Origin of the sequence: Kurthia sibirica (assembly GCF_003143975.1) — a bacterium.
GTDB classification, from domain to species: Bacteria; Bacillota; Bacilli; order Bacillales_A; family Planococcaceae; genus Kurthia; species Kurthia sibirica.
Map to the genome: position 1 here is coordinate 42256 of NZ_QFVR01000024.1, position 11454 is coordinate 53709.

The window sequence follows — 11454 nt, forward strand, 5'->3', positions numbered from 1 at the left end:
CATAGGAAAAGACTGAGCCACAAGTAAATGTGGAATCAGTCTTTTAGCCATTTTGTTTCTCACCTTTTTTATCAAAAAACGTTAGACAGAATAGGCACTCTTCACCTTTTCTAGAGCTACCGAAGTTCAATGAACAGACATGGTAACCTTCTTGATACAGACGAGCTAAATTATCATAACCCTCACCAATATCAAAAATTTCTTTTTTTACATTGCCCGGTTTTGCTTGAAGTTTAATTACTTCATCGGCCGCTAAAACTTTTTCTAATCTCGTTCTTAGGTGATGATTATCCATTTGGAGCGATTGATGCTCCTCCATCATAGTTGCGACAGAATTTTTAAGCACTTCAAATTGCTTTTGCATCAACTCAAGCTGTTGTTCGAACTCCATAACAGTATCCAAGAAATTACGGTCCTTCACTCAAGTCACCTCATTATTCTTCTATTGTACTGAATTTGATAAAATCTCATCCAGCGTATAATCCAATACACGTTTTTGCTCGAATAATTCGATTTGAAGTATTCGTTCTAAGATATTCATGCCTACGACTTTACCTTTACCATCTGGTGTATTCACCGTATAGCCGATATCAGGCATTTTTTCGCGCACTTCTTCATACTCATCATTTTCATACTTCAAGCAGCACATTAAGCGACCGCAAAGACCTGATATTTTTGTCGGATTTAACGATAAGTTTTGATCCTTCGCCATTTTAATAGACACCGGTTCAAAATCACCTAAAAACGTTGAACAACAAAGCATGCGACCACATGGACCAATACCACCTAGCATTTTCGCTTCATCTCGTACACCGATTTGACGCAATTCAATGCGTGTGCGGAATACTGCTGCTAAGTCTTTAACCAGCTCGCGGAAGTCAACGCGACCTTCTGCCGTGAAATAAAAGATTATTTTATTGCGATCAAATGTATATTCAACATCTACTAGCTTCATCTCTAGCACATGTTCTTTTATTTTTTCTGTAGCTAAATCAAATGCTCGCTGTGAATCTATATTATTCGTCTCCACTTGGAAACGATCCTTTTCATCAGCAGGGCGCACGACTGTTTTAAGGGGTAAGACGACATCTTCTTCTTCTACTTCGCGCATTGGTACGACAATTTTACCATATTCAACGCCACGAGCCGTTTCTACGATGACGTATTCACCCTTTTCGATCACAAATTCTTTTGGGTCAAAATAATATATTTTACCCGCCTTTTTAAAGCGAACACCTACCACTTTATACAAAGGATTTCCCCTCCTGCAGGTTCAGCATGAGCTGTTCCATTAATAACGTTCGATTCATATTGCTCTGTAAATTTTTTCTCGCCACTAAAATTGCTTGTAGTTGGCTCGACAATACATCATACGACGAACGTAATGCTACACCACTCCAATATTGTTTCATATCAGGGTAAGTGAGCTCTATTTCCGGATTAGCCTTCATTGCTACGATATCGCGAATTGCGAATAACAGTAGGTCTAATGCCAATTCCATTTGATCTTTTTCTTTAAACGTCGGCAACCAATCTTCGTGCACAACCAACAATGATTCATGCACATTTTTCGATAGCGACTCTACTAATTTTAACACTGTTTTTCTTGCATGTGCAAACGCATCATCTTGAGATAATTTTTCAGCTTCTTTTAAATCTGCTGTAATCATGCTTATAGTAGACGCAATGGACTTTGTAACACCATGCTGTTCTAAGTAAGTCATCACAATTTTTTTCGCTACAGGTTGGAATTTTATATGCTGACATCTTGAGCGAATCGTTGGAATTAAGGCATTGATATTGTTCGTAATAAAAATGGCTGTTACATGACCATCCGGTTCTTCAAGATATTTCAAAAGTTTATTGGCCGATTTTACATTCATTCTTTCCGCCTCATGCACAATATAAATTTTACGACCTGCTTCTAGTCCGGTTTTGCTTAATTCATGTAATAAAACATCGATTGCATCCACCTTTATAAATTGTCCATCGGGAAAAACTTCATGTAAATTAAGGTGATTTCCTGAACTTAATCTTTGGCAGCTTCTACATGTTTCACATGGAACATTATCCTGTGGGTTTTCACAAAATAGTAATGCCGTGAAAAAGCGCATCATCTCTTCCGTTCCAGAGCCATTGGCCCCTTCAAATATGTATGCATGACCTATTTTACCATTTTTATATACAGCCTGAAGCTGTTTTAATACATTTGGTTGTGTCGATTTCAGCAGTTCCAAATTATAATTCATGATTCTCACCTCTTTTTTTAAAAAAACCTGTGAATCGGCATATGACCGAGACACAGGAACTAAGTGTATAGGTTAATTAATAAGCCTTTAAGTTCACCTATTTTTGCTAACAGATCCACAGAATTTTTTTCTTCATTTAACATGTCTTCTGTTAACTCTACTAACTTTTGATCTATCGTATCAACTATTTTTAAACGACGGCTCTCACCAAAGCGATTCCATGTATGGGATTGTTTTAGCTCCATACCATTTGAAACAGCTTCTTTTAAAAATCGTTTTACTAACATTTTAAACTTCGCCATATCTCGAAGGTTTCTAGAACGTGCAATGCGATCACCTGCCGATGATATATCCCCGAGCAACTTAGCAATTTGATCAGTTTGCATTTTTTGACCTTGTGCGACAACCAAATTACCAAAACGATTATTGGGCTGTTGATTTTGTATGGGCTTACGTGCCTGATTATTATTTATCCGAAGATCTTGATTAATCTTCACTTAACTCTCCCCCACTCTAGAAATGATGGAACTGTTCGATTGGTAGGACAAAAACTGTGGCTCCACCAACCTCAACTTCAACAGGGTAAGGTATATACGAATCTGCATTGCCGCCCATTGGTGAAATTGGTGCAACCATTTGCTCTCTTGCACGACAATTTTCACGAATAACATCCAATGCTTTTGGAACTAGAGAATCTTCCGTACCTATTAAGAATGTAGTATTCCCTGAACGTAGAAATCCACCTGTACTTGCCAATTTTGTTGCACGAAAATCATTTTTCGTTAATGCATTTGAAAGTCGGTTACTATCCTGATCTTGAACTACTGCTACAACTAATTTCATTAGTTCCACCTCTTTAGATATAGATTATGTCTCTGAACTGTAACACCATTCATACAGGTGTTACTTCTCGAAAAATGACTTCGAGCAATCCCCCAAATCCTTCAGGTTTTATGATTTAATTATTTAAATTATACCACAACTAGATTCTTGCTTTCCTCACTTACATAGATGTTTTTAAAATTCCATAAACCTGTTCTACAACATCATCAATATTTTTAGATGCATCTACAATGTGAATGCGCTCTGGGTATTTATCGGCTAACTGCAAGTAAGCTTCACGCACGCTACGATGAAACGCTAAGCTCTCCACATCTAAACGGTTCACTTCACGATCTTTATGTGCGTTAATTCTTGCGAGGCCAACCGCTGGATCCAAGTCAAATAACACCGTACAATCAGGTAATTTTTCTCCAATTGCAAAAACATTAATATTATAGACTTCATCGATGCCTAAACCACGTCCTACACCTTGATATGTCAAAGATGAATCGATAAAACGATCACATAATACCATCTTTCCAGCATCTAAAGCCGGCTGGATTTTTTCTACAAAATGCTGACTTCTCGCAGCAGCATATAATAAAGCCTCTGTTTTCGCGTCCATTTCGGTATGTTCCTTATCCAATATAACGTCGCGAATTTTTTCAGCTATTTTACTACCACCTGGCTCACGGGTAGTTACTAAGTCTATTCCCTCTAATTGCAATTTTTGTGCAATTATTTTTAAAATTGTTGTTTTTCCAGCCCCTTCAGGACCTTCAAAAGTAATAAATTTAGCTTTTGTCATCAACCAATACACCTCTTAAATTCTAGTACTCTTATTATACATGAACACTATGATAAACTATAAACTATAAAAATAACATAATTTTTAAGGGGAGGTTTAATTTTGATTCAAGCAAATGACACGATGACACTTTGGGGGATTATTATTATCTTAGCTTCTCTCAGTATTTTTTTAGAACAAAAGTATAAGTGGGCTGGTCGTATATCTGGTGCTGTAATTGCCTTAGTGAGTGCAATTATCTTATCCAATACAGGTATTATACCAACGGAGTCCCCTGTTTATGATGCCGTATGGACTTATATTGTTCCAATCGCCATTCCGCTCTTATTATTTCAAATTAATGTCCGAAGTATTTTTAAAGAAAGTGGGCGTTTATTACTTATTTTCTTTATCAGCTCAATTGGTACCGTTGTTGGTGCAATCACAGGTTTCTTTCTATTAAAAGACCATATTCCATATCTTGATCGTATTGGTGCGATGATTGGTGCTTCTTATATTGGTGGTGGTGTGAATTTCGCCGCCATGACAGCCAAGTTTGAAACACCAGGAGCAATGGTTTCTTCAACAGTAGTTGCTGATAATTTAATGATGGCACTACTTTTCATACTATTAATCATTATTCCAACATTGAAGTTTTTCCGTAGACGTTTTTCAACGCCTCATGTCGATGCTGTCGAAAAAATTGAAGCGCAAGGTGGTAAACAAAATTCAGCACAGAGCTTTTGGGTACGTAAAGATATTTCTTTAAAAGATATCGCACTCGCAGTGGGTACAACCTTTTTTATCGTTGTTGTATCAAAAAAACTAGCTCAATTACTAGATACACTCATTCCTTCAGGTAATGATGTATCCAGCATACTTAATTTTGCTAATGCTTTATTTGGTGATCACTATTTAATGATTACAACGATTACTTTCTTATTATTATGGCTATTCCCAAAATATTTTGCTTCATTTAATGGCAGTCAAGAAATCGGTACATATTTAATCCATATTTTCTTTGTTGTAATCGGTATTCCTGCTTCTATACCATTAATTATTGAAAACGCGCCTTTACTACTTGCCTTTGTAGCAATCGTCGCATTCAGCAATCTACTGATCTCTCTAGTGGTTGGTAAACTCTTAAAAGCAGACTTAGAAGAAATCTTGCTTGCTAGTAACGCGACTATCGGTGGTCCTACAACAGCTGCTGCACTTGCCATAGCAAAGGGTTGGACCAATCTTGTTGGACCGATTCTCGTCGTTGGTACGGTAGGTTATCTAATAGGAAACTACCTTGGTACCTTCCTTGGCACTTGGTTCGCAACATTCATGTAACCAGCTATCCAACTAACTTAAATTAATAAAAACACCTTTCATTGGTAAAGTGGGTTTTGTCCATACCCATCTTCCATGAAAAGTGTTTTTTTATTTTATAATACGTCCCTTACCGTAAGGTAGACACATTGGTGTACCAAATAAAGGGTCTGCAATCATTTTACAATTCATATCAAAAACTGTTTTCACGAGTGCTTCTGTCATAATATCTTCCGGTTTTCCTTCTTGAAAAATAGTGCGATTTTTAACCGTAATAATATGATCTGCATAGCGACAGGCTAGATTAATATCATGTAATACCATAATGATTGTACGATTTTGAGTTTCATTCAATTCAAATAATAAATCTAATATTTCAATTTGATGTGTTAAATCTAAATAGGTTGTAGGCTCATCTAATAAAATAATATCCGTATCCTGTGCTAAAGTCATCGCAATCCATGCTCTTTGGCGCTGTCCACCAGATAATTCATCGACATTTTTATGTTGTAGTGTCGACATACCTGTTGCTGTAATTGCGTTTAAGACAATTTCCTCATCGTGTTGTGACCATTGCTTACGCCAATTTTGATGTGGATATCGACCTTGTTTCACTAGTTGAAGTACCGTCAATCCCTCAGGTGCGATAGGTGATTGAGGAAGTATTGACATTTTTTTTGCAATGTCTTTAGTTGATTGTTCAAAAATATTTTTACCATCTAGTAATACCGCACCTTTTTTAGGTTTTAATAAACGGGCAATAGAGCGTAATAAAGTAGATTTTCCACAGCCATTTGCACCGATTAACACGCTAATTTTATTCATTGGAATAGTTAAATTTAAATTTTCTATGATAGGCTCTACCCCATAACTTAATGTTAGCGATTCAACCTTTAACGACTCTGTCATATTTTCTAATCTCCTTAATGCTTCGGTTTTTTTAGTAGTAAATAGATGAAATACGGAGCACCAATTGCTGCCGTAAAGACGCCTGCTGGTACTTCTAATGGATTGAACGCAGTGCGGCCAATAATATCTGCCACGACAACTAAAAAGGCTCCAATTGCCGCACTTGTAGGAAGTAGCAACCCAAACGCCGAACCGACTAATCTACGAGCAATATGCGGTGCAATTAATCCTACAAAACCAATAGCACCTGTGAATGCGATAGCGCTTGCTACTAAACTAGAACATAAAATTATAAGAGTGAATCGAAATTTTTGGACAGATTGCCCTAAACTTGTTGCAGTTTCATCACCAAAATCTTGGACATTCAAATGTCGTACAAGAAATGATAGTACAATTAATAAACTAATAATAACAGGCACCATAATTTGTACCTCATGCCATTCAGCCGTTCGGACACTACCTATGATCCACTTCTGTGCTTCAGCAGCTAGATGAATGGGGCCAATAATCATTAATAATGTCGTCAATGCCTGTAGAAAAATCGAGACACCCAAACCAATAAGTACGAGACGAGATGGTGTGACACCATCTTTCCATGCCAATAAATATACGACAAGACCCACCAATGTAGCCCCTACAAAACCAGCGAGAGGCATCCACTGAATACTTACAGTTAATGAATGATTTAAATCGCTGAATAACGCTAAAAAACCAACTACAGCTGCTCCTCCACCGGCAGAAATACCAATAATATCTGGTGATGCAAGTGGATTCTTAATCATCCCTTGCAAAACAGCGCCTGCAACAGCTAAAGCAATACCCGCAAATGCAGCAACGATGATTCGAGGTAATCTAAAATCATTGATAACTAATTGAGTATAGTCATCACCATAACCAAAAATAGCTTGTATTACTCTAATAGGGCTTATAAAAGACTCACCGAAAGATCCACTTAATAAGAAGGCCATCACGGCAAGAAAACAGATGAAGGCTGCTCTTTTGGCGATATGTAGATCGACTAAAAAAGATACTGATTGATTAAATAAACGTATAGATTTTAATTTCTTCATGTTCTCCCCCCTTTTGTTCTAGCTAAATAAATAAAGAATGGGGTACCTATAAATGCTGTCATCACACCGACTGGTACTTCACTAGGCATAATAATAAAGCGTGCTGCAACATCTGCCACTATCAATAATATGGCACCTAATAATGCGGCCATTGGAATAAGCCAGCGGTGATCCGTACCAATAATTTTCCGTGCAAAATGAGGGATAATAATTCCTACAAAACCAATAGGTCCTGATATAGCAACCGCACCACCTGCAAGTAATATGGTGATGATACCGATAATAAATTTAAATAAACCAAGTTTTAAACCTAGCCCTCTGGCGATATCATCCCCCAATGCAAGTACATTCATTTTAGACGATATGGCCATCGCCATAATCCAACCGATGACTAAATAAGGTAGCACAGATAAAAGTATTTCAATTTTACGTCCTTGAACTGAACCCGCCAACCAAAATAACACTTGATCCATATTCGCCTCATTCATCGCTAATAACCCTTGAGTATATGATGCAAATAATGCACTAATTGCTGCTCCTGCCAATGTTATTTTTATCGGGGTAGATGCTGTACCACCAGCTGCGCTAATACCTAAAACAACTACAGTTGCTACGGCCGCACCAATAAAAGCAATCCAGGCAAAGGCTTGTAAACTTGTTATATTAAAAATAACAAGTGCAAATACAACAGCAAATCCTGCTCCTGCATTGATTCCGAGTATGCCAGATGATGCTAATGGATTTTTCGTTAATGTTTGTAATAATACACCAGTGATTGCTAATGAAGCACCTACACTTGCGGCAATCAAGGCTCGAGGTATACGCACATTTTGAATAATGATTTGTTCGTTTGAATGATCAAAATTCATAAATGATTGTATCGTAGTATGTAATGATGTATCCGCATAGCCATACAGTACACTAATACACATAAAAAAAAGTGTACATAGTAAGGCAATGACTAGTCCAAGTACTTTATATTTATTTTTCACTAGTATCATCTATGTAATTCTCCTTTAAAAAAATATTGACTTTGTTATATTGTCATTATATGATTATAATTGAAAATGATTATCATTTAAGATAAGAACTATCATAGTTTATCATAGAAATCGGGGGAAAAAAAGTGTCAAATTTCAAGAAGCTTTTCACACTTCTACTTACATCTATTACATTAATCGTCTTAGCTGCATGTGGTAATTCTTCAAAAGAAACAAGTGATCATAAAACCGAAGCTGCTAAAACGATTAAACATGCGATGGGTACAGCCGACATCAAAGGTACACCAAAACGCGTTGTCGTATTAACAAATGAAGGTACTGAAGCTGTGCTTGCCTTAGGTATTAAACCTGTAGGTGCTGCTAAATCTTATGAAGGTGACCCTTGGTATGATCATATTAAAGAACAAATGGGCGATGCAGTTGTAATTGGTACTGAATCAGAAATCAGTATAGAAAAAATTGCATCATTAAAACCAGATTTAATTATCGGTACGAAGATGCGTCAAGAAAAAGATTATGATAAACTCAAAAAAATTGCACCGACTGTATTTTCTGAAACATTACGTGGTGATTTCAAAAGTAATTTCGAGCTTTACTCACGCGCTTTAAATAAAGAAGCTGAGGGTAAACAATTATTAAAAAATTATGATGATAAAGTGGCTACAACAAAAAAAGCATTAGGTGATCAAACAAAACAACAGGTTTCAGTCGTTCGATTTATGACTGATAAGAGCCGCATTTATTACACAGATTCATTTTCAGGAGTAATTTTTGAACAACTTGGCTTCCCACGCGTACCTGAGCAAGAAAAATTCTTTAAAGATAATGACAAGCTAGGTAAATTAGCTGTAGATTTAGGAAAAGAAGCGATTCCTGATATGAATGGTGACGTTCTTTTCTACTTCACATTCATGCCTACTGGTGATGATAGCGCATTAACAACTGAAAAAGAATGGACTGCTGATCCACTTTGGAAAAACTTAGATGTTGTCAAAAAAGGCAATGTTCATAAAGTAGATGATGCAATTTGGAATACTTCTGGTGGTATCTTATCTGCAAATATAGTCGTTGATGAAATAAAAGAAATTTTTTCTAAATAATATAATCAGCACTTCATTCTTTTTGAATGAAGTGCTTTTTTAAAATAGTATGATAGGAAAGGTTGGTATCAATGAATCTACAACAATATAATATTATACAGCAAGAAAAAATACCTCATGATGCACTTTCATTACAATATCTGCTGCAAGCCGATATACTATTACCTCTTGTCGAGAATTATTCACAAAAAATCGGCACACAGTCATTAGCCACAGCTGCTTCACTATTTTTAAAAAAACTAGCTCTTTTGACTGCTTCTTCTTCCGTCGACTACTATGGTTTTCATAATAGCAAAGCAGACTGGTGGCCAGAAGCTGTTTTTGATGCACAAAATTTCCAATTAATTTTACCGAATATAAGCTATTCTCTACTACAAGTAAATTGGCAGCATAGATTATTAAATGACTTTTTTTCACCTATCATTCAATTGCTCTCTAAACACTATAAAATCCCCCAAAAAATCCTTTGGGAAAATATTGCTATTAGACTCAATAGACCTTTCAGAAAATATGCACCCTTCCTATCGATCGAACAACTACACATCGTCTTCAATTCTTTAACAACTTGCTGTTCAGCGATTCGTCCTTATATGGTCTTTCAACAATACAGTGCTGTTCGGCTCACATGCTGTCGCTCTTATTTAGCCCCACACCTTCCTACCGACAAATCACATTGTTCCATTTGTCCTCTCATACATTAAAAATCATGGTATTCCTCAAAAGAATCAATCAATGCCCTATAGATTGATTCTTTTACTAATTTATTTTGCTTTTTTTGATGCACCAAAAAACATGGCAATAACTGTTAAAGCAATCGCACACCAACGTATATATTTTTTCATACCTTCACATCCTTATATTACTCATAGTATAAACTATTATCTATTTCTATTCCCTCAACCTTATGTTAATAGCCTATTATTTAACTTGAATAGATTACACTAAGATTGACTGAAAAAAATGAGCATACTATTATTTATTATTATTTTTCACATCACGCAAAGAGTGTAATTCGCATATCATAATTCAGATTAGACTCTATTTATTTTGTATTTTATGCTGAAATATCCATCAATTGCTCTTACATTCATGTCATATTTAAAAATATCTGATAAGGAATATGAAAAGTACGGTAGATATGTATCGTACTTTGTACGTTCTAGAAGTCCGTTGAATCAATTGCCCCATAAAACAATGGTATCACATTCGATTACATGGCAGCGAAGTTCATACGAGCAGTGGACGCTTCTCCCACTAGGTACTATTAAAAAATACAAAAAAAGAAGAGCCTGGGACAGAATAAAAATAGTATGTCTCACATACGAATCATCATACGAGATTTTCTCTATTGAAAATACGTTTGTCTCAGGCTATTATTCCTGTGCTTAGTCGTCTTACTCTCACAGGGGGAAAGTCATTATTTACTGGAACTGCACATTTCTTCGTTAGCTTCCAGTCGTTTGATCCTCACGTACTTATGTACGCTGCGTCCTCACTTCTGTCGCTTCCTCGAACTACTTGCTCCAGTAAACAATGGCATCGTATTCAAGTGTATGAACAGAGAAAATAAAAGGATGTAATACACTTATTTATCATCAAAAAAAAAGAAACCACAACGTAGTTTCTTCATGTGCTTAGCCGTCCTACTCTCACTGGGGAAAAGTCATTATTTACTGAAACTGCGCATTTCTTCGTTAGCTTCCAGTCGTTTGATCCTCACGTACTTATGTACGTTGCGTCCTCACTTCTGTCGCTTCCTCGAACTACTTGCTCCAGTAAATAATGGCATCGTATTCAAGTGTATGAACAGAGAAAATAAAAGGGTGTAATACACTTATTTATCATCAAAAAAAAGAAACCACAACGTGGTTTCTTCATGTGCTTAGCCGTCCTACTCTCACTGGGGAAAAGTCATTATTTACTGAAACTGCGTATTTCTTCGTTAGCTTCCAGTCGTTTGATCCTCACGTACCCATGTACGTTGCGTCCTCACTTCTGTCGCTTCCTCGAACTACTTGCTCCAGTAAATAATGGCATCGTATTCAAGTGTATGAACAGAGAAAATAAAAGGGTGTAATACACTTATTTATCATCAAAAAAAAGAAACCACAACGTGGTTTCTTCATGTGCTTAGCGACGTCCTACTCTCACAGGGGGAAACCCCCAACTACCATCGGCGCTAAAGAGCTTAACTTCCGT

Annotated in this window: 12 protein-coding genes and 1 rRNA gene; 3 read left to right on the forward strand and 10 right to left on the reverse strand. The window is 36.5% G+C overall.

The genetic code is table 11. The annotated features are described in order from the left end of the window. Nucleotides 1-43: 43 nt before the first annotated feature. From yabA to tmk, 6 genes are all read right to left on the reverse strand, one after another. Complete coding sequence (gene yabA, locus DEX24_RS14370) at nt 44-421, reverse strand: DNA replication initiation control protein YabA (protein ID WP_109307109.1); 378 nt, start codon at nt 419-421, stop codon at nt 44-46. A 21-nt stretch (nt 422-442) separates the two neighbouring features. Then, nucleotides 443-1252 (reverse strand): PSP1 domain-containing protein, encoded by an 810-nt coding sequence (locus DEX24_RS14375; RefSeq protein ID WP_109307110.1) that lies wholly within the window; start codon nt 1250-1252, stop codon nt 443-445. Then, the gene (gene holB, locus DEX24_RS14380; RefSeq protein ID WP_109307111.1) at nt 1245-2249 is read right to left on the reverse strand and encodes a DNA polymerase III subunit delta'; all 1005 of its coding nucleotides are present in this window, start codon (nt 2247-2249) and stop codon (nt 1245-1247) included. The genes DEX24_RS14375 and holB overlap by 8 nt, the downstream gene beginning before the upstream one ends. Nucleotides 2250-2308: 59 nt before the next feature. Beyond that, complete coding sequence (locus tag DEX24_RS14385; RefSeq protein ID WP_109307112.1) at nt 2309-2746, reverse strand: YaaR family protein; 438 nt, start codon at nt 2744-2746, stop codon at nt 2309-2311. A gap of 16 nt (nt 2747-2762) precedes the next feature. Then, the gene (locus DEX24_RS14390; RefSeq protein ID WP_109307113.1) at nt 2763-3092 is read right to left on the reverse strand and encodes a cyclic-di-AMP receptor; all 330 of its coding nucleotides are present in this window, start codon (nt 3090-3092) and stop codon (nt 2763-2765) included. Between the two features lie 160 nt (nt 3093-3252). Beyond that, the gene (gene tmk / locus DEX24_RS14395) at nt 3253-3879 is read right to left on the reverse strand and encodes a dTMP kinase (RefSeq protein WP_109307114.1); all 627 of its coding nucleotides are present in this window, start codon (nt 3877-3879) and stop codon (nt 3253-3255) included. A gap of 123 nt (nt 3880-4002) precedes the next feature. Here tmk and DEX24_RS14400 point away from each other — a divergent pair, with 123 nt between their 5' ends. Then, entirely contained in the window at nt 4003-5196 is a 1194-nt protein-coding gene (locus tag DEX24_RS14400) for a DUF819 family protein (RefSeq protein WP_109307124.1), read from the forward strand. A gap of 90 nt (nt 5197-5286) precedes the next feature. Here the strand turns inward: DEX24_RS14400 and DEX24_RS14405 are convergent, their stop codons facing one another. From DEX24_RS14405 to DEX24_RS14415, 3 genes are read right to left on the reverse strand one after another with little or no spacing between them, the layout of a single operon-like run. Further along, complete coding sequence (locus tag DEX24_RS14405; protein ID WP_109307115.1) at nt 5287-6084, reverse strand: ABC transporter ATP-binding protein; 798 nt, start codon at nt 6082-6084, stop codon at nt 5287-5289. 14 nt (nt 6085-6098) lie between these two features. Next, the gene (locus tag DEX24_RS14410) at nt 6099-7154 is read right to left on the reverse strand and encodes a FecCD family ABC transporter permease (RefSeq protein WP_109307116.1); all 1056 of its coding nucleotides are present in this window, start codon (nt 7152-7154) and stop codon (nt 6099-6101) included. After that, nucleotides 7151-8155, reverse strand: a complete 1005-nt coding sequence (locus tag DEX24_RS14415) for a FecCD family ABC transporter permease (RefSeq protein ID WP_109307117.1) — start codon at nt 8153-8155, stop codon at nt 7151-7153. The genes DEX24_RS14410 and DEX24_RS14415 overlap by 4 nt, the downstream gene beginning before the upstream one ends. A 125-nt stretch (nt 8156-8280) precedes the next feature. Here DEX24_RS14415 and DEX24_RS14420 point away from each other — a divergent pair, with 125 nt between their 5' ends. Both DEX24_RS14420 and DEX24_RS14425 read left to right on the forward strand, forming a co-directional pair. Then, nucleotides 8281-9255 (forward strand): ABC transporter substrate-binding protein, encoded by a 975-nt coding sequence (locus DEX24_RS14420; RefSeq protein WP_109307118.1) that lies wholly within the window; start codon nt 8281-8283, stop codon nt 9253-9255. A gap of 71 nt (nt 9256-9326) precedes the next feature. Further along, a complete protein-coding gene (locus DEX24_RS14425) occupies nt 9327-9956 on the forward strand; it encodes a hypothetical protein (protein ID WP_109307119.1) in 630 nt (209 codons plus the stop codon). Nucleotides 9957-11383: 1427 nt separating this feature from the next. Here DEX24_RS14425 and rrf read toward each other — a convergent pair. Next, nucleotides 11384-11454: ribosomal RNA gene (gene rrf, locus DEX24_RS17895) — 5S ribosomal RNA — on the reverse strand; the annotation flags it as partial.

Bases quoted from the DNA above. Each gene is read 5' to 3' on its own strand.
- DEX24_RS14390 (WP_109307113.1), bottom strand. From the start codon at position 3,092: ATGAAATTAGTTGTAGCAGTAGTTCAAGATCAGGATAGTAACCGACTT.
- holB (WP_109307111.1), bottom strand. From the start codon at position 2,249: ATGAATTATAATTTGGAACTGCTGAAATCGACACAACCAAATGTATTA.
- DEX24_RS14410 (WP_109307116.1), bottom strand. From the start codon at position 7,154: ATGAAGAAATTAAAATCTATACGTTTATTTAATCAATCAGTATCTTTT.
- DEX24_RS14415 (WP_109307117.1), bottom strand. From the start codon at position 8,155: ATGATACTAGTGAAAAATAAATATAAAGTACTTGGACTAGTCATTGCC.
- DEX24_RS14405 (WP_109307115.1), bottom strand. From the start codon at position 6,084: ATGACAGAGTCGTTAAAGGTTGAATCGCTAACATTAAGTTATGGGGTA.
- tmk (WP_109307114.1), bottom strand. From the start codon at position 3,879: ATGACAAAAGCTAAATTTATTACTTTTGAAGGTCCTGAAGGGGCTGGA.
- DEX24_RS14400 (WP_109307124.1), top strand. From the start codon at position 4,003: ATGACACTTTGGGGGATTATTATTATCTTAGCTTCTCTCAGTATTTTT.
- DEX24_RS14425 (WP_109307119.1), top strand. From the start codon at position 9,327: ATGAATCTACAACAATATAATATTATACAGCAAGAAAAAATACCTCAT.